The sequence below is a fragment of the Desulfovibrio sp. SGI.230 genome, assembly GCF_050313065.1.
Lineage (GTDB): Bacteria > Desulfobacterota > Desulfovibrionia > Desulfovibrionales > Desulfovibrionaceae > Desulfovibrio.
This window is the reverse complement of sequence record NZ_JBNPKS010000002.1, coordinates 292,766-311,375: the sequence shown is the minus strand read 5'-3', so window position 1 is coordinate 311,375 and position 18,610 is coordinate 292,766. Positions and strand designations below refer to the sequence as shown.

Annotated in this window: 15 protein-coding genes; 7 read left to right on the top strand and 8 right to left on the bottom strand. The window is 63.0% G+C overall.

Annotation, left to right across the window (positions count from 1 at the left end; all coding sequences use genetic code 11):
• The first annotated feature begins 181 nt into the window (after window positions 1–181).
• The 6 genes from ACQRAG_RS03410 to ACQRAG_RS03385 all read left to right on the top strand — a co-directional run bounded on the left by ACQRAG_RS03410 (window position 182) and on the right by ACQRAG_RS03385 (window position 8,771).
• A complete protein-coding gene (locus ACQRAG_RS03410; protein ID WP_006007954.1) occupies window positions 182–643 on the top strand; it encodes an EVE domain-containing protein in 462 nt (153 codons plus the stop codon).
• A gap of 522 nt (window positions 644–1,165) precedes the next feature.
• Window positions 1,166–2,551 (top strand): FAD-binding oxidoreductase, encoded by a 1,386-nt coding sequence (locus ACQRAG_RS03405; RefSeq protein WP_006007961.1) that lies wholly within the window; start codon window positions 1,166–1,168, stop codon window positions 2,549–2,551.
• Between the two features lie 11 nt (window positions 2,552–2,562).
• On the top strand, window positions 2,563–3,855 hold the full coding sequence (locus ACQRAG_RS03400) for a heterodisulfide reductase-related iron-sulfur binding cluster (protein ID WP_427804129.1): 1,293 nt from the start codon (window positions 2,563–2,565) through the stop codon (window positions 3,853–3,855).
• A gap of 29 nt (window positions 3,856–3,884) precedes the next feature.
• A complete protein-coding gene (locus ACQRAG_RS03395; RefSeq protein ID WP_204625883.1) occupies window positions 3,885–4,523 on the top strand; it encodes a lactate utilization protein in 639 nt (212 codons plus the stop codon).
• Window positions 4,524–4,526: 3 nt separating this feature from the next.
• Window positions 4,527–6,683: an L-lactate dehydrogenase (quinone) large subunit LdhH gene (gene ldhH / locus ACQRAG_RS03390; protein ID WP_303739792.1), complete on the top strand. Its 2,157-nt coding sequence runs from the start codon at window positions 4,527–4,529 to the stop codon at window positions 6,681–6,683.
• A 390-nt stretch (window positions 6,684–7,073) separates the two neighbouring features.
• Window positions 7,074–8,771 (top strand): L-lactate permease, encoded by a 1,698-nt coding sequence (locus tag ACQRAG_RS03385; RefSeq protein WP_204625882.1) that lies wholly within the window; start codon window positions 7,074–7,076, stop codon window positions 8,769–8,771.
• Window positions 8,772–8,905: 134 nt separating this feature from the next.
• On the opposite strand, the gene ACQRAG_RS03380 is transcribed toward ACQRAG_RS03385, so the two are convergent.
• The 3 genes from ACQRAG_RS03380 to ACQRAG_RS03370 form a co-directional block, all read right to left on the bottom strand.
• Complete coding sequence (locus ACQRAG_RS03380) at window positions 8,906–9,310, bottom strand: hypothetical protein (protein ID WP_204625881.1); 405 nt, start codon at window positions 9,308–9,310, stop codon at window positions 8,906–8,908.
• Between the two features lie 165 nt (window positions 9,311–9,475).
• Entirely contained in the window at window positions 9,476–10,075 is a 600-nt protein-coding gene (locus tag ACQRAG_RS03375; protein ID WP_168935628.1) for a hypothetical protein, read from the bottom strand.
• Between the two features lie 75 nt (window positions 10,076–10,150).
• On the bottom strand, window positions 10,151–11,209 hold the full coding sequence (locus tag ACQRAG_RS03370) for an alpha/beta hydrolase family protein (RefSeq protein ID WP_204625879.1): 1,059 nt from the start codon (window positions 11,207–11,209) through the stop codon (window positions 10,151–10,153).
• Between the two features lie 133 nt (window positions 11,210–11,342).
• Here ACQRAG_RS03370 and ACQRAG_RS03365 point away from each other — a divergent pair, with 133 nt between their 5' ends.
• Window positions 11,343–12,026, top strand: a complete 684-nt coding sequence (locus ACQRAG_RS03365) for a DedA family protein (RefSeq protein ID WP_300644291.1) — start codon at window positions 11,343–11,345, stop codon at window positions 12,024–12,026.
• 325 nt (window positions 12,027–12,351) lie between these two features.
• Here ACQRAG_RS03365 and ACQRAG_RS03360 read toward each other — a convergent pair whose 3' ends face one another.
• From ACQRAG_RS03360 to cobM, 5 genes are all read right to left on the bottom strand, one after another.
• On the bottom strand, window positions 12,352–13,827 hold the full coding sequence (locus ACQRAG_RS03360) for an ATP-binding cassette domain-containing protein (protein ID WP_320619832.1): 1,476 nt from the start codon (window positions 13,825–13,827) through the stop codon (window positions 12,352–12,354).
• Between the two features lie 419 nt (window positions 13,828–14,246).
• A complete protein-coding gene (locus ACQRAG_RS03355) occupies window positions 14,247–15,074 on the bottom strand; it encodes a histidinol-phosphatase (RefSeq protein ID WP_204674748.1) in 828 nt (275 codons plus the stop codon).
• Between the two features lie 150 nt (window positions 15,075–15,224).
• Window positions 15,225–16,640, bottom strand: a complete 1,416-nt coding sequence (gltA, locus tag ACQRAG_RS03350; protein ID WP_204625875.1) for an NADPH-dependent glutamate synthase — start codon at window positions 16,638–16,640, stop codon at window positions 15,225–15,227.
• Window positions 16,630–17,469 carry a sulfide/dihydroorotate dehydrogenase-like FAD/NAD-binding protein gene (locus tag ACQRAG_RS03345; RefSeq protein WP_040369795.1) on the bottom strand — a complete coding sequence of 280 codons (840 nt, stop codon included), beginning with the start codon at window positions 17,467–17,469 and terminating at the stop codon, window positions 16,630–16,632. Before ACQRAG_RS03345 ends, gltA begins: the two co-directional genes overlap by 11 nt.
• 268 nt (window positions 17,470–17,737) lie before the next feature.
• Entirely contained in the window at window positions 17,738–18,490 is a 753-nt protein-coding gene (gene cobM / locus ACQRAG_RS03340; RefSeq protein WP_168935634.1) for a precorrin-4 C(11)-methyltransferase, read from the bottom strand.
• Between the last annotated feature and the right edge of the window lie 120 nt (window positions 18,491–18,610).

Here is an 18,610-nt window from a genome sequence, read left to right as displayed (position 1 = left end):
CTTTTTGTCCGGCGACGGGGACTTTTCCTATCGTTCAGAGAAAAAGCTTTGGGAGGGGAGGGGGATGCAAGGAGGAGGCCTTTTCCCAAAAAGGTCTTCCCGCCCCCTGCGTGCCCCGCATCTTTCCAGAACACTTGCTACTTTCTTTTTGAGAATATATCCTGATAAAAAAGGAGGTACCATGAACTACTGGTTGTTCAAGAGCGAGCCGGGCTGCTACTCCTGGCAGGATCTGGAGGCCGCGCCCGGGCAGACCACGTCCTGGGACGGCGTACGCAACTATCAGGCCCGCAACTTCATGAAGGCCATGAAAAAAGGCGACCTGGGCTTTTTCTATCACAGCGGTGCCGACCCCTCCATCGTGGGCGTGGTGGAAGTGGTGCGCGAGGCGTACCCCGACCATACGGCACAGGACCCTGAGAACAATCATTTCGACCCCCGGGCCACGCCGGAAAAGCCCATCTGGGAGATGGTGGACGTGCGCCTGCACAAGGCCCTGCCTGCCCTGAGCCGCAAGGAACTGTCCGCGCATGCGGCCCTGGCCGGTATGGAGCTCATGCGCCGGGGCAGCCGTCTCTCCGTTCAGCCGGTGAGCGCAGAAGCCTTTGAATATATTATGCATTTGGCAAATGAGAAAAAATAGACAATCTCAAAGCCTGCATGGGGAGCAGAAAAAGTGTTTCCGGAAGATTCTGGACAGGATATAGAAAAATTTTTTGTTTTGATTTCTTACCAGTAAGATAAGTGTGCATGAAAGAGACTGCAGTAATGTGCAAAATGAAGAGCATATTGCATATCTATTCTTTCTCTTTTGTGTGGACGTTCTTTGGAAAAGAGTGATTGTATCATCTGTGTTGCCGCATTTTTTGTACATTTTACCTTAATAAAAGAAGAGAAGGAGTTTATGGCCGTATTTTATAAAATATTTTTAAAAATATAAGAAAAAGAGGATCCTCTTTTTTCTTTGCAACAGCAGGTTGGGGAGCAGTTTTACCTTTTCAAAAAAAGAAATTCTTGCTAAAAAAATTCATTCGGCCCGGATCAACCTATTCTTCGGAGCAGGTCTTGCTGCGTGCTCTTTTTTTCGTGTTCCGGGTAGATTGGGTGCAGGCCCGGTCGGGAGCCCGGGTTGATGAGCATATTTCATGAGTAACAGGAGGCCCTTATGGCAAGCCAGGCGCTTATCAAAGAATTTGAAGATCTCCTCGGCAAGGAAAACGTGTTCAGCTCCGAAGCTGACCGCCAGAGTTATTCCTATGATTCCGCGGTGCTGCCCCCCGTGGTGCCCGCCTTTGCGCTGCGTCCCACCACCACCGAGCAGCTCGGCATCTGTGTGAAAAAACTCTATGACTACGGCATTCCCATGACCGTGCGCGGTGCCGGTACCAACCTGTCCGGCGGCACCATCCCGGACAGCAAGGAAAGCGTGGTCATCCTGACCAACGGCCTGAACCGCATCCTTGAGATCAACTCCGACGACCTGTACGCCGTGGTGGAACCCGGCGTGGTCACGGCCACTTTCGCTGCCGAGGTTGCCAAGAAGAACCTGTTCTATCCCCCGGATCCGGGTTCCCAGGCCGTGTCCACCCTGGCCGGTAACATCGCCGAGAATGCCGGTGGTCTGCGTGGCCTGAAGTACGGCGTCACCAAGGACTACCTGATGGGCCTGGAATTCTTTGACGCCACCGGCGAGCTGGTCAAGAGCGGTTCCCGTACCGTCAAATGCGTCACCGGTTACAACCTGGCCGGCATGATGCTGCAGTCCGAAGGCACCCTGGGCATCATCTCCCAGGCCGTGCTCAAGCTGGTGCCCCCGCCGCAGGCCTCCAAGGCCCTGATGGCCGTGTTCGATGACATGCAGAAGGCCGCCGAAGCCGTGGCCGGCATCATCGCCGCCCACGTGGTGCCCTGTACGCTGGAATTCCTCGACAACAACACCATCGTGCGCGTGGACGACTACACCAAGGCCGGCCTGCCCCGCGACGCCGCGGCCATCCTGCTCATCGAAGTGGACGGTCATCCCGCCCAGGTGGCTGACGAAGCCGTGGTCGTGGAACGCGTGCTGCAGCAGACCGGTGCCGTGGCCGTGCATGTGGCCAAGGACGCCGCCGAAAAGTTCAAGCTGTGGGAAGCCCGCCGCCAGGCCCTGCCCGTGCTGGCCCGCTGCAAGCCCACCACCGTGCTCGAAGACGCCACCGTGCCGCGCTCCCAGATCCCTGCCATGATGAAGGCCGTCAACGACATCGCCAAGAAGTACAATGTCGAAGTGGGCACCTTCGGTCATGCCGGTGACGGCAACCTGCATCCCACCTTCCTGTGCGACAAGCGCGACAAGGAAGAATTCGCCCGCGTGGAAGCCGCCGTCGACGAAATGTTCGATGTGGCCATCAGCCTGCACGGTACCCTGTCCGGCGAACACGGCATCGGCACCGCCAAGTCCAAGTGGATGGAAAAGGAAACCTCCCGCGGCACCATCCTCTTCTCGCAGCGCCTGCGCCGCGCTCTGGATCCCAAGGGTCTGCTCAATCCCACCAAGCTGGTGGGCATTTAGGGAGACACGCCATGAGCGACCTGAAGAAACTGGCAAAGCGTCTGATGACGCTTGACGACCGCATCATCGCCTGCATGAAGTGCGGCATGTGCCAGGCTGTCTGCCCCATGTTCGGCGCCACCATGATGGAAGCCGACGTGGCCCGCGGCAAGCTGGCCCTGGTGGACAATCTGGCCCACGAAATGATCGCCGATCCCGAGGCCGTGGCCGACAAGCTGGGCCGCTGCCTGCTGTGCGGCTCCTGTGAGGCCAACTGCCCCTCCGGTGTGAAGATCATGGACATCTTCATGGAGGCTCGCGAGATCGTGAACACCTATCTTGGCCTGCACCCGGTCAAAAAGATGGTGTTCCGTGCCCTGCTGCCGTACCCCGGCCTGTTCAACTTTGCCATGCGGGTGGGCGCGCCCATGCAGCGCGTCATCTTCCGCAGCAACAAGGACACCCAGAACACGGCCTGTGCTCCCATGCTCAACTTCATGCTGGGCGACCGCCACATCCGTTCCCTGGCCCTCAAGCCCCTGCACGCCATCTACGGCAACCTGGACGAGCCCCGCGTCATGGGCGGTCTGAAGGTGGCCTTCTTCCCCGGCTGCATGGGCGACAAGCTGTACGTGGATGTGTCCGAAGCCTGCATCAAGGTGCTGCACCACCATAACGTGGCCATCTACATGCCCAGCAGCTTCACCTGCTGCGGTATCCCGGCCCTGTCCTCCGGCGACGCCGAAGGCATGGTGAAGCAGATGGCCAAGAGCCTGGCCGCCTTTGGCGAAAGCAGCTTCGACTACGTGCTGACCGCCTGTTCCTCCTGTACCTCCACCATCAAGGAACTGTGGCCCCGCTACGCCGCCCGCCTGGGCAGCGTGGAACAGCATCAGGCCGAGGCCTTGGCCGCCATCACCATGGACATCAACGAATTCCTGGTGAAGGTACTCAAGGTCGAAGCCGTGGAAAGCCTGCCCGGCGCCAAGACCGTGACCTATCACGACTCCTGCCACCTCAAGAAGGCCCTGGGCCTCTCCGAGGAACCGCGCACCATCATCAAGACCAACCCCAACTACAAGCTGGTGGAGATGAAAGAAGCCGACCGTTGCTGCGGTTGCGGCGGTTCCTTCAACCTCTTCCACTACGACCTGTCGCGTGTCATCGGCCAGCGCAAGCGTGACAACGTGGTGGCCACGGGCGCCCATGTGGTGGCCGCCGGCTGCCCCGCCTGCATGATGCAGCTGGAAGACGTGCTCTCGCACAACAATGACCCCGTGCAGGTCAAGCATACTATCCAGATCTATGCCGAGACCCTCAAATAGGGTGCGGCATTCATTATAAGGAGACATCAATGGCCCCTGAAGAAATCCAGGATCTTGTTCAGGACTTCACCGCCAAAGCCACGGCCGTCAACGCCGTGGTGCAGGAGCTGCCCAACATGGCCGCCGCGCTGCAGTACGTGGTGGACGTGTGCGAAAACAAAGCCCCGTGCGAACTGATGGCGGACGAGGATGTGGAAAAGGGCCCCAACGGCCCCAACGGTGTGCCCACCCGCGTGCAGCGTATCGTGGCCGCCCCTGTCCTGAACGATGAAGACTTCGCCACCCTGGAAGCCGCCTGCAAGGAAAAGGGCTTCCTGTGCATCCGTGAAGGTCTGCGCAACCATCTGGCCGGTATCGACGTGGGTCTGACCTTCGCCGAGATGGGCGTGTCTTCCAGTGCCACCTGCCTGGTGAACACCGACAACGAAGATGCCCGTCTGGCCGGTATGATCAGCGAGATCCACGTGCTGGTGCTGGCCAAGTCCAAGCTGGTGCGCACCCTGCCCGAGATCGCCGGTCGCATGCGTGAGCTGCTCATGGCCAATCCCAAGGGCGGCAACTACACGACCCTGATCAGCGGCCCCAGCCGTACCGCCGATATCGAGCGCGTGGCCGCCGTGGGCGTTCATGGCCCGCTGGAATTGCATATCATTCTTCTGGAGGACTAAGCCATGAGCCACACCGCACCCAAAACCCTTTCGGATTACCGCAAGGATATTGATTCCGCCCTTGAGGACAGCTTCCTGCGCCGTACCCTCGACACTTTTGCCGTGGCCTACCGCGCCAACCGTGAAGCTGTGTTCAAGGAAGTGGACGAACGCGGCCTGATCAAACAGATCGCCGACGCCAAGGACGACGCCTGCAAGCACATGGAAGAACTGTACGAACAGTTCCGCCGTGTGGCCGAAGAACGCGGCGTGCACGTGCACCGTGCCGCCACTGCCGAAGATGCCAACCGCATCATCGCCAGCATCGCCCGCGAGAACAACGTCAAGCGCGTCATCAAGTCCAAGTCCATGACCGCTGAAGAAATCCAGCTGAACCCCTACCTGGAAAAGGAAGGGTTCATCGTGGACGAGACCGACCTTGGTGAATGGATCATCCAGCTGCGCCACGAAGGTCCCTCGCACATGGTCATGCCCGCCATCCACCTGTCCCGCTATCAGGTGGCCGACGACTTCACCAAGGAGACCGGCGTCAAGCAGGATGCCGAGGACGTCCAGCGTCTGGTGAAGGTGGCCCGTGTGCAGCTGCGCCGCAAGTTCATCAACGGCGACATGGGCATCTCCGGCTGCAACTTCGCCGTGGCCGAAATGGGCGCCGTCAGCACCGTGACCAACGAAGGCAACGCCCGCATGGTCACCACCCTGCCTCGCGTCCATGTGGCCATCGCCGGCCTGGACAAGCTGGTGCCCAACCTGGAAGTGGCCCTGACCGCCCTGCAGGTGCTGCCCCGTAACGCTACGGCCCAGCGCCTGACCGCGTACGCCACCTTCATGGCCGGTGCCGGCGAATGCGGCGCCTGTGAGGACAACAAGAAGGTCATGCACGTGGTCTTCCTGGACAACGGCCGTACCGAGATCGCCCGTGATCCGCTGTTCTCCCAGATCTTCCGCTGCGTGCGCTGCGGCGCCTGCGCCAACGTCTGCCCCGTGTTCCGTCTGGTGGGCGGCCACAAGATGGGCTACATCTACATCGGCGCCATCGGCCTGATCCTGACCTACTTCTTCCATGGCAAGGACAAGGCCAAGGTGCTGTGCCAGAACTGCGTGGGCTGCGAATCCTGCAAGAACGTCTGCGCCGGCGGCATCGACCTGCCCCGCCTGATCCGCGAGATCCGCTCCCGCCTGACCGACGAGCAGGGCGGTGGTGTGGAAGGCACCCTGATGGCTGCTGTGATGAAGAACCGCAAGATGTTCCACAGCCTGCTCAAGTTCGCCTCCTACGCCCAGAAGCCCTTCACCGGCGGCACCCAGTTCCAGCGTCACCTGCCTGCCATGTTCCTTGGCAAGCACGGCTTCAAGGCCCTGCCCGCCATCGCCAACGAAGCCTTCCGTGACCGCTGGGCCAAGATCGCCCCGCGCGTGGCCACCCCGCGTTACCGTGTGGCCATCTTCGGCGGCTGCGCCCAGGACTTCATCTATCCCGAACAGCTGGAAGCCTGCGTCAAGGTGCTGGGCGCCCGCGGCGTGGCCGTGGAATATCCCATGGCCCAGACCTGCTGCGGCCTGCCTCTGGAAATGATGGGGCAGCGCAAGACCTCCGTGGATGTGGCCAAGCAGAACCTGGAAGCCTTCGACGCCAGCAAGTACGACGCCATCATCACCCTGTGCGCCAGCTGCGCCTCCCACCTGAAGCATGTGTACCCCCACATCCTGGAAGGCAAGGCCGACGCCGCCCGCGTGCAGCTCTTCTCCGACAAGGTGACGGACTACAGCTCCTTCGTGCATGATGTCCTCGGCCTGACCGAGAAGGACTTCAACAACAGCGGTGAAAAGGTGACCTACCACGCTTCCTGCCACATCTGCCGTGGCCTGGGCGTGACCAAGGCCCCGCGCGACCTCATCGCCGACGCGGCCACCTATGTGCCGTGCGCCGAAGAAGACGTGTGCTGCGGCTTCGGTGGTACCTACTCCATGAAGTTCCCCGAGATCTCCGGTACGCTGCTGGCCAAGAAGCTGAAGCACATCGAAGAGACCGGCGCTTCCCGCGTGGTCATGGACTGCCCCGGCTGCGTCATGCAGCTGCGTGGTGGTGTGGAAAAGCAGGGCATGAAGGTCAAGGTTTCGCACATCGCGGAACTGGTGGCCGAAAACCTGAAGCACTAACCGTAAATGAGCGGCGGCGTGCCTTGTGGCGCGCCGCCGCCTTGCCATGCGGGCCTGACCTGTCCGGGCCTGCAGGGATCGCCGGCCTTGTGCCGGGCCGGGTGCAGCCCAGGGCGCCCCGGCAGCAGGGACAGGAGGGATTTTTGAACGGACACCGGGTCTCCCGGGCGGTTTTGAGGAAGACCGCGGTCTGTTCGAAAACGCCGTATGATCAAGGCCTTTTCCTGGCGAACCTGAAGGAGCGCCGGTGGGTCCACGGCCATGCGGCAAGGTCACGACCGTAATGCGGCATGATGACATGCCGCCGGTTTGGGGAAGGTCACGGCTGCGTGTGGTGCGAAAATATGCGGCCGGGACATGTTCAACATGGACACTTGCAGAGGAGGTCTCATGTCCATCGGTCTTCTGGCATTTCTTGCCTTCATCCCGATCCTGATTGCCCTGATCCTCATGGCCGGCATGCGCTGGCCCTCCACCCGCGCCATGCCCATCGCCTGGCTTGCCGGTGTGGTGCTGGCCTTTGCCTTCTGGGGTCAGGAACCCCTGCGTCTTGTGGCTCTGTCCATCGAAGGCACCATCACGGCTGTGGGCGTGCTGATCATCGTGTTCGGCGCGCTGCTGATTTACTACACCATGCAGTACAGCGGCGCCATGGAAACCATCCAGGCCGGCATGAAGAAGATCAGCCCCGACAAACGTCTGCAGACCATCATCATCGGCTTCATGTTCGCCGCCTTCATCGAAGGTGCCGCCGGTTTCGGTACGCCTGCCGCTCTGGCTGCTCCCCTGCTGCTGGGCCTGGGCTTCCCGCCCCTGTGCGCTGCCGTTATCTGTCTGGCCTTCAACAGTGTGCCCGTGACCTTTGGCGCCGTGGGCACCCCCGTGCTGCAGGGCTTCAAATCCATCGAGACCTTTGCCATGCAGGCCATGAACTTCTCTGACCCCGCCATGGCCTACAAGACCATCGGTGAATACGTCACCCTCATGCACCTGCCCATGGGCATCATCCTGCCCATCTTCATGCTGGGCTTCATGACCCGCTTCTTCGGCAAGAACAAGTCCTGGATGGAAGGTTTCCGCGCGTGGAAATACTGCATCATGGCCTCTGTCTGCTTCCTGGTGCCCTATCTGATCCTGGCCTGGACCGTCGGCCCCGAACTGCCTTCCATGGTGGGTGGCCTGCTGGGTCTCGGCGCCCTGGTGTGGCTGACCAAGAAGGGCTTCTGCGTGCCTACCGACGGCGTGTGGGACTTTGCCCGCAACGATGAATGGGATCCCGAATGGACCGGTTCCGTGGAAGCCAGCTCCGCCACCGAATACAAGGAACACATGAGCCAGACCATGGCCTGGCTGCCCTATGTGCTGTGCGGCCTGCTGCTGGTGCTGACCCGCGTGCCCGCCTTCCACCTGAAGCCCATCGTCACCGACCCCATCTTCAGCGTGGGTCTGACCAACATCCTGGGCTACCAGGGCGTGACCTCCAAGATCGCCCTGCTCAACCTGCCCGGCACCATTCCCTTCATCCTGGTGTCCATCATCACCATCGGCCTGCACAAGATGAGCGGTGAAAAGGTCCGTCAGGCCTGGGGCACCGCTCTGGAAAAGATGTCCGCTCCCACCATCGCCCTGGTGGCTGCTGTGGCCCTGGTGTCCATCCTCAAGGGTTCCGGCGTCAACACCGCCGGTCCCGACGGCGCTGCCCTGCCTTCCATGCCCATGGCCATGGCCATGTTCGCCTCTGACGTGGCCGGCGGCATCTGGCCCATGCTGGCCGCTGTGGTGGGTGGTCTGGGTGCCTTCATCACCGGTTCCGCTACCGTGTCCGACATGCTGTTCGGTAACTTCCAGTGGGATATGGGCGGTCTGCTGAACTATCCCGCTCTCGGCAAGTACATCATCGTGGCTGCCCAGGGCGTGGGTGGCGCTGCCGGCAACATGATCTGCATCCACAACATCGTGGCCGTGTGCGCCGTGCTGGGCATGATCGGCAAGGAAGGTATCATCCTGCGCCGGACCATCTGGCCCTTCCTGCTCTACTGCCTGGTCGTGGGCACCGTCTGCTCCTACCTCATCAGCCGCGTCCTGTAACGGCTGCTGTGATCCTGTAAAAAAAGGCCCGCTCCGGCGGGCCTTTTTTTATGCTGCCTTGAAACATCCGGACAGCGTACTGCAATAAAAAACCACCCGGCAGGGTGGTTTCGGCATATCAAAACGGGGGAACTTTAGTGGCTGAGGAGAGCGGCTGATGTCCGCCAGTACCAGTCCGCTACGAGGGTCGTGTCGTCCGGCAGCCATTCCCCGCTGTGCTCGAACTGGAACAGCAGCTCTTCTTCGGCCGCGTCCAGCGGGATGGCCGGATGGGCCAGTTTGCGCAGATGGACCAGGACAGCCAGACATTCGAAAAGCGAGAACAGCGCTTCAGAAGAAAGGTCCGCAGCAGCAATGGTGCGCAGCAATTCGGGATGGAAGGGATTGCTGCTGACACGGGCGGCATCATACAGGTCGCAGTGCCGGCACAGGGAATCCAGAGTATCGGCGACCAGCAGATCCCGTTTTTCCTGAGGGGATCGTTGCCGTAATGCTGCGGCGAACTGGCTGATGGGGGTACGTTTTTCGCGAATGGTCACCGGAAACTCCTGTTTTCTGATGATTATAGGATAACACATATATAAAAGCAACGTTCTTTAGCACAAGTACGGGGCTGAAGAGCGTACTTTCCTCTCCGGCGGACTGTAACTGGGCACTCGCAACAGTGCACTACGATGCGGCCTTTGCGCAGGGGCAGGATCCCTTTAGTGGCGAGGGTCGAGATAGCGGGGATCTATATGCAGGCGATAGCTCCGTGCCGCCGGATTGCGGCGGGGCGGCAGGGAGATGTTGCCCTCGATGGACAGGGGCTTGTCCGAAAGGCCGAAGGGCTGGAGGCCCTGCAGGCCCTGGGGCATGGCGGCCAGCCGGTCGCCCAGGACGTAGAGGACGGGCATGCTGCGCTGGGCGCGGCCTGCCAGGAGCATGCTGCCGCCATGGCTGCTGCCCAGGATGCTGGTGAGCAGGGAGGGCAGGCGCACGTCGGCGCGGCGCAGCAGCTCCAGAAAGTCATTGCCTGTCTGTCCCACGAAGGAGACCAGGGACATGCCGTCGCGGCTCACCAGCAGGCTCACCGGCACGGTACCGCCGTGGATGCCCAGATAGGTGGAGCGGGCGCCCGCGGGCATGGCTGTCCAGCCTTCCGGGAGGGATTGGCCGCTGACGGTGGCCGTTTGCTGGGGCGTATCGGCGGTGGTGCTGCCGGCTGCGGTGAACAGGGAACTTTTGTCCAGCGCGGGCCACGCACAGGCCAGGGCGGCCAAGGCCAGCAGGGCGCAGGCCAGCAGGGATTGGAGATGGCGCATGCCGTTATGTCCTTGATACGGGGGTGATTTCCCTTCCTAGGAAGAATGGCGGGACCTTGTCAAGCCAGGGACGGTCTACTCGCCGGTACCGAGGGAGAAGAAGCTCTCCGGGCCTTCCTGGGTACCGAGCCATTCCAGGAAGAATGAGGCCAGTCTGCGGGTCAGCGTGCTGAACAGCTGCTGGCGCAGGGGATCCAGCTCGTCATGGCACATCTCGGGCAGCTCATTGGCCAGGCTGGGCGGACAGGGGGCCATGAGCAGCGACATGTCCGCTTTGTCCAGGAACAGATGGGCGGGCTTTCTGTCCATGCGTTCATACAGGGCCTCGGCATGCAGCGAGGAGATGCTCAGGTCGTCATGCTCAAGGCCCACCAGCAGCAGGTGCGGCTGCAGGCCGGCCAGCCCCTGATGGCTGAACAGCATGCCGAAGGTGGGGCCCACGGCGGCGATGGCCTTGACGCGGGGATCGGTCAGGCTGCGCGGATCCAGCGGGAAATGGCCGCACATGCTGTCCATGCGGGCCCTGGGCTGATCATAGCAGTAGGCATCGTCCTGGGGGGCCTTGCGACAGTAGTCCATCCAGCCGGAGCAGTCGGGCAGGGCGCCGCCCAGCAGCAGGGCGGCCGTAGCGCCGCTGCCGTAGCCCAGGACGCCGATGCGCTTGGGATCGATGCTGGGGCCGATGTCTTTGTCGGCCAGCAGCAGGTCCATGGTGGCCGACAGTTCCAGAGCCCTGTCCTTGAGCTGTTCCCAGAGGAAAAGATGGTCCATGTTCTCCATGCAGTCGCGGGGATGGGTGGGCGCGGCCACCACGAAGCCGCGGGCCGCCAGGGCTGCCGCCGTATCGTGGAAGGAAAAGCGCGTCCCCGACGAGGGATGGGAGAGCAGGATCAGAGGAAAGCGGCCGGGTACGGGCTTGCCGTTGCGGGCGCCGCGGATGGTCCAGGGCGCGTAGGACAGGGAGCGCGGTGCGCGCACGGACGGATACCAGACGTTGACGTCCACGCGGATGCCGCTTTCCTGCTGCCAGAAGCCCAGAGTGCGGAAACCGGGATTGTAGCCGTTATCGGCCAGGGCCGGGACGGTGATGAACAGGCAGAGCAGGGCCATGATGACGGCGGAACGGACAGGCATGGGACCTCGCGAGACAGGAAAAGGGGTGGAGGCGTCCCCGCAGCGGGAGCAGGGCCGCTGTAGGTGTTGTGCCACAGGCATGGCTGGGATACAAGGGAAAGGCTTTCAGTCTCAAATCCCTATCGAGGTGTACATGGAATTTTTGACATATCTGGTGGACTTCATCCTGCATATCGACGCCCATCTCTTCGAACTGGTGGAACAGTACGGGATGTGGATCTATGCCATCCTGTTCATCATCGTCTTTTGCGAGACCGGCCTCGTGGTCACGCCCTTCCTACCGGGGGATTCCCTGCTCTTCGCCTCCGGCGTCGTGGCCGGTGCCGGGCTCATGGGCTACGGCCATGTGCTGCTGGTACTGCTGGCCGCCGGTATCATGGGCGACGCGGTGAACTACTTCATCGGCCGTCATGTGGGCCCGGCCATCTTCCAGCGGGATTCCCGCTTCATCAAGAAGGAGCACCTGCTCAAGGCGCATCACTTTTATGAGAAGCACGGCGGCAAGGCCATCATCCTGGCCCGCTTCGTGCCTATCGTGCGGACCTTCGCGCCCTTCGTGGCCGGTATCGCCCTCATGTGCCCGCACCGCTTTTTCCTGTTCAACATCACGGGCTGTGTGCTCTGGGTGGGCGGTCTGGTCTCGGCCGGCTATTTTCTGGGCAACCTGGAATGGGTGCGCCAGAATTTCAGCATCATCGTCTACCTGATCATCATCATCTCCGTGCTGCCGGTGGCCATCGAAATCCTGCGCGCCAAGCTGGGCAAGAAGCCGGAACATGTGGAAGAGCTGAAGAACCCCTTCGAAAAGAAGGATTAAGGCAGTTCTGCGGGGGAAGGGAGGCCCCTTTTGGAAAAGGGGCCTCCCTTCCCCCGGACCCCCATCCCTCTCCGAAAACTTTTCTTCTGGTCCCTGACGGACAGGGCAGCACGGAAGGATGTGCCCTCGGCATCTGTCCCCCGGTGAAGCTGAAAACAGTCTGTCTGTTCTTCACGGTTGTCCGCTATCCCGTCGTCATACTGAAAAAAGCCCCGCACTGTGCGGGGCTTTTTTGTGGGCGGGTTTTGGGGAAGGAGGGGGGACTGGGGGGAGGAAGACCCTTTTTGCCGCGAGCAAAAGGGTCTTCCTCCCCCCAGAGAATTCCCTATGCCAGAATCTCCAGACGTCCCTGATGCATGCGCGCCCGGCGGTTGATGCAGGACGGCGCGTCGCCCTCGAAGTGGGAGACGAAGACCAGCGAGATGCCGCGGGCGGCCAGCTGGTCCAGCAGATCCAGATACTGGCGGCGGGAGTCTTCATCCAGGGCGGAGCAGGGCTCGTCCAGCAGCAGGATGTCCGGTTCGCCCATGAGGGCGCGGGCCAGGAACAGGCGGCGCAGCTGTCCGGTGGAGAGCAGGCGGATGGAGCGGTCAGCCAGATGGCCCACGCCCAGTTCGCGCATGACGCGGCGGGCCTGCTCCTGCTCGGCCTTGCTGTAGTCGCGGTAGACGCCCACGGTGTTTTCCAGACCGGTACAGACCAGTTCCAACGCCGTGATGCTGTAGCCGTAAAGGGCCTGGGAGAGGTCGGAGACCAGACGCACGCCCTTGCGGATCTCTTCCAGCAGCACGGTCTCGCCGCCGTGATGGGGCAGATGACGCACCAGCGTACCGCCCACGGCCACGAATTCGTCCCCGGCCAGCAGGCGCAGGAAGGTGGACTTGCCCGAGCCGTTCTCGCCCTCGATGCGCCAGTGTTCGCCCTTGCGCAATGTCCAGTCCACATCGTGCAAGATCTCCTGCCCGTCGATGAAGACCGTGGCATGGCGCACGTCCAGCAGCGGCGCGGAGGGTTCCGGGGCGGACGTCACGGCGCCGGCCAGGCTGATGTCCTCATATTCGCCTTCCTGCGGCGGCAGGGCGCTTCCCGGGGCCAGCAGACGGCCCTGATGGATGACGCGCGTCTTGCGGCACCAGTCCGGCACCTGTTCCGGGCGGTGGCTGCTCATGATGACCGTACAGTGCTCGCGCACGCTGTCCAGCACTTCATAGAAGCGGCGGCTGTGGTCGGCATCCAGACCGTCGCTGCATTCGTCCAGCAGGAGCAGATCCGGCTGCCGGACCAGGGCCCGGCCCAGCAGGAGCAGGCGGAGCTGGCCCTGCGAGACTTCCGGCACCATCCTGTCCAGAAGGTCCAGGGCGCGCAGGCGCCGTGCCATGTCTTCCACCTGCGCATGACGCTGCTCGGAAGTGTTGGTGTAGAGCAGGGGGGTATCTTCGAATGCCGTGAGCAGCAGTTCCCGGCCGGTGATGTACCAGCGCTGGCGCTGGTAGTTCTCCTGCTGGTCGGGCGAGACCAGGGCGCTGACGGCACGGCCCGCGATGGGCGAGGTCTCCTCGCCTTCGCTGGTGAGCCAGACGATGCGGCCTTCCGCCGGCCAGAGCAGGCCGTGCATGAGGCGCATGAGCGTGGTCTTGCCGGCACCGTTGTGGCCCAGCAGCAAGTGGTGCTCGCCGCGGCACAGATGCCAGTCGATGTGGTGCAGGATCATTTTCTGCCGGGCATCGCCGGGCAGGAACAGGCTCAGGTCTTCGATGTCCACCAGGGGACTGCCGGGAAGGAGGGGAGACTGGGTTTCCATGAGAGGCTCGTAAAACTGGCGGTACGCATCCGTCCTGCGGACCGCTGAGAGATAGAGAACTGTCCGAAGGACAGCCTGAAAACATATGTACGCGACCGGGCGGGGCCTGTAGCCGTCGGGCCCAGGGAGACCGGAGACGGACGGGTCATCGACTGGGGAGAGTGGGGGAGCGGCCTTGCCCGAGGGTGACCGGGAAATCCGGGCTGGAGGAAAGCCCGGGCCCTCCTGCGCGCCATCTTTGGGATAAAGCGCGCCGGGAAGGGGGGCGACTGGGGAAAGGGGGATCCTTCCCGTGCGGGCAACGACCCAATGGCGGCCCGCAGGGCCGTGCCCGTCAGCGCCGGAGCGGCGTCACGGGCATCGGCAGCGGAGAAGATCTCCCTTTCCCTCCCCAAAATATCCGGGCGCCGTGTCCTTTCCTACAGCGGCAGCACGTACTGCCGGCCCTGCTTGTACCAGACGCTCTGGGTGAAACCAAAGGCGCGGGCGTAGCTTTCCAGGCGGGGGAAGGCAAAGGCCACGTCGGTGGTGATGTGGGCGTCGGAGGCGAAGGTCACGGGCACGCGGAGCTCGGCGGCCAGCTGCATGATGGGCGCGCAGGGGTAGATCTCGCGGCAGGGCTTGCGCAACCCGGCGGACGAGATCTCCATGGCCATGCCCGCATCGCGCAGCTCGGTGAGGGCCGTGCGGATGATGTCGAGGCTGCCGGGCTTGTTGAGCCAGATGTGGAAGCGGTCCACGGAGAAGATCTTGATGAGGTCGGGGTGGGCGGCGATCTGGAACATGCCCGAGGCGATCATCTCGCGCCAGCTCTGGAAGTAGCGCACATAGTTCCGCTCGCACTCTTCCTGCGAAAGGATGTCCCAGTCCGAGGCCTGGTCGTCGAAGCCCCAGTGACCGATAAAATGCACGCTGCCCAGCAGATAGTCGAAATCATAGGCGGTGCAGGCCTGGCGGGCAAAGTCCGCCTGCCCTTCCAGCCAGTCCATCTCCATGCCGAACAGCACCTGGCAGGCATCGGGAGCGGCGTTGTCGCGCAGCTCGCAGACCTCGCGGGCATAGGTGGGCATGAAGCGGCTCAGCTGTTCGCGGTATTCGTTGGTATAGTCGAAGCCCAGCGGACGCGGGGAATGTTCGGTGAAGCCCAGCAGTTTGAGCCCGGCCGTGCAGGCGGCGGCGTACATCTCCTGGGGCGTGCTGGCGCCGTGGGAATAACGGGTATGGCTGTGGAGGTCGGCGGTGATCATGATGGTCTCCGGGAGCGCCCCGGCCTGTCAGGGACAGACGGGATGGCCGTGATGACGGCAGGTCGCGGACGCGCTGAGATGGGGGCAGGGCCCGAGGGAAAAAAACGGGGAGGGCGGACCCTCCCCGTGATGTGCTGACGCTATGGCCGGTTAGCCGAGCAGACGGCGGCAGATCTCCTGACCGGCCCGGCGTCCGGCGCCCATGGCCAGGATGACCGTGGCCGCGCCGGTGACGATGTCGCCGCCGGCGAAGACGTTGGGCAGCGAGGTCTCGCCCGTGGCTTCATCCACCTTGATGTAGCCGCGTTCGGTCTTTTCCAGGCCTTCGGTGGCTTCCAGCAGGATGGGGTTGGAACGGGTGCCCAGGGCCACGATGGCCAGGTCGGTGGCCAGTTCGTAGGTGGCGCCTTCCACGGGCACGGGGCGGCGACGGCCGGAGGCGTCGGGCTCGCCCAGTTCCATCTTCTGCAGGGTCACGGACGTGAGCTTCATCTCGGCGTCCCCGTTGAACTTCACGGGGGAGGCCAGCATCTCGAACTTCACGCCTTCTTCCTCCGCATGTTCCACTTCCTCGCGGCGGGCGGGCATCTCGGCCTTGGTGCGGCGGTAGACGATATGCACGCTTTCCGCGCCCATGCGCAGGGCGGTGCGGGCGGCGTCCATGGCCACGTTACCGGCACCGAACACGGTCACATGCTTGCCGAGGTAGGCGGGGGTGTCCTGTTCGGGGAAGGCATAGGCGCGGCCCAGGTTCACGCGGGTCAGGTATTCATTGGCGGAGAACACGCCCACCAGGTTTTCGCCGGGCACGCCCAGGAAGACCGGCAGACCGGCGCCCACGCCGATGAAGACCGCGTCATATTCCTTGCGCAGTTCGTCCACGGTGAAGGTGCGGCCGCCCACGCTGTTGAGGTGAAAGTCCACACCGGAACGGCGCAGGCCGTCCACTTCGGTGGCCACCACGTTCTTGGGCAGACGGAAGGAGGGGATGCCGTAGATGAGCACACCGCCGGGCTCGTGCAGGGCTTCGAACACATCCACCTTGAGGCCGTTGGCGGCGCAGACGCCCGCACAGGTCAGGGAGGAAGGACCGGAACCGATGCAGGCCACCTTCTTGCCCTTGACGGGCATGGCACAGGAATTGGTGCCGGTCACCTGTTCACAGGCGCTGGTGGCGATGTAGGTATCGGCCACGAAGCGTTCCAGGCGGCCGATGGCGATGGGCTGGCCCTTGGCGTTGAGGATGCACTTGCCTTCGCACTGGTGTTCCTGCGGGCAGACGCGGCCGCACACGGCAGGCAGGCTGTTGGTGGTCTTGATGATGCGGTAGGCGGCGTCGAAGTTGCCGCGGGCCACTTCGGCGATGAAGTCGCGGATGGGCACTTCCACGGGGCAGCCCTTCATGCAGAGGGGCTTTTTGCACTGCAGGCAGCGGGAGGCTTCCTGCATGGCCATCTCTTTGGTGTAGCCGGTGGCCACTTCGTCGAAATTGTGAGCGCGCACGTCCGCGGGCTGGCAGGGCATGTCCACGCGCGGAGCAATGGTCTTTTTGGGCTTAGTTTCCATGGGTGCTCCTGTACTGGTCGATGGAGACCTTTTCCTGATCGCGGTAGGCGCCCAGACGGCGGCGCAGTTCGTCGAAGTCCACCTTGTGGCCGTCGAATTCGGGGCCGTCCACACAGGCGAACTTGGTCTTGCCGTCCACGGTCACGCGGCAGGCGCCGCACATGCCGATGCCGTCCACCATGATGGGGTTGAGGCTGACGGTGGTGTGCACGCCGTAGGGACGGGTGGTGTTGGCCACGGCGGCCATCATGGGCACGGGACCCACGGCCACCACTTCAAAGACGTCCTTGTCGGATTCCAGGCGGTCGCGGAGCAGGTCGGTGACCAGGCCCTTGTGACCGTAGCTGCCGTCGTCGGTGGAGATGAGCAGCTCGTCCACGAAGCTGGCCAGTTCCTTTTCGAACAGGAGCAGGTCCTTGTTGCGGGCGCCGATGATGCCCACGACCTTGTTGCCGATGCGCGAATGGCCCTTGGCGATGTGGTGCATGGCGGCAATGCCGGTACCGCCGCCCACGCAGATGACGGTGCCCTTTTTCTCGATGTGGGTGGGCTTGCCCAGGGGGCCGCAAACGTCCAGGATCTCGTCGCCGGCCTTGAGGTCTTCAAGGATGGCCGTACTTTTGCCCATGACCAGATAGACGATGGTGATGGTGCCCTTTTCGGCATCCGTATCGGCGATGGTCAGGGGGATGCGCTCGCCCGTGGGGCTCATGCGCAGCATGACGAAATGACCGGGCCGGGCGTGGCTGGCAATGGCCGGCGCATGCAGCACCAGTTTGCTGGTCTTGCCCGGGATGAGGCTTTCTTTTTCCAGAATGGGGGTTGGCATGATGTTCCTGCACTCCTGCTGCGGGATAATGGAAAGTGCCAGCTTACCCAAGCTTTTTGCCGCTTGCAAGCATTGCGGTATGAAATGAGGAATTGTGAAAAGCGGGGCGTCCCGTGGGCGTGGGGCATGGGTACCCTCGACGTATGCCGCGCAGGCTGGGCAGGGACGCGGCCATAGCACGCTGCCGTGCATGGCTGGTGACGGATGGGAAGGATGACTGAGTGATACGGCGATCCGGGAAAAGCCTTGGGCGCTTTCCCCGGGCGCGTCAGTCATGATCGGTGTGCGGACCGCAGGTGCGCGGTAGCGGGGCGTCTTCCCCCTCGCCGGGCAGGACGAGAACCACGGTCTGGCGGGAGAGGCCGTTCTTTTCGATGGTCTCGGCCAGCAGGTCGAGGCGGGTGCGGATGAGCTGCTGGTCGGGCCAGCCCAGGCGGAAGGCGCAGATGACGGGCGTGGCGGCGGGCAGGGACTGTTCCAGCTCCTCCTGCATGGCGCGGGCCTGCATGGCGGAAAGGTAGACGGCCAGCGTGGTGCCGTGCTTGGCCAGATGGCGCAGGGCCTCCTGTTCGGGCATGGGCGTGCGGCCGGGCATGCGGGTCATGATCAGGCTCTGGGTGGCGCCGGGCACGGTGAAGCTGCATCCGGCAGCGGCAGCGGCGGCGCTGGCGGCCGTGATGCCGGGCACCACCTGCCAGGGGATGCCGTCCCTGTCCAGCAGGGCCAGTTGTTCGCGCAGGGCGCTGTAGACGGCAGGGTCACCGGTGTGCAGGTGCACCACGGGCTGACCGGCGCGGGCGAACTGGAGCATGAGGGAATGGCATTCTTCCAGATCCAGCGGGGCGGCGTCGATGACGCTGGCCCGGGGCGATGCCAGATCCAGCAGGGCGGGCGGGATCATGGAACCGGCGTAGAGCAGCAGGGCCGCCTCTTCGATGAGGCGTTTCCCCTTGAGGGTGAGCAGTTCCGGGTCACCGGGACCCGCGCCGACGAAACTGACCATGCCTGGCTGCTTTTCCATAGTCTCCTCCAGTAGACGGGGCCTGTTGTCTCCGCCCCGCGTCCCCGTAATGTCATGCCGGGGGAACGGCGTCCAGAAGGAGGGCTGCCTCCTCCATAAATATACGCCCCCAATGTCCTT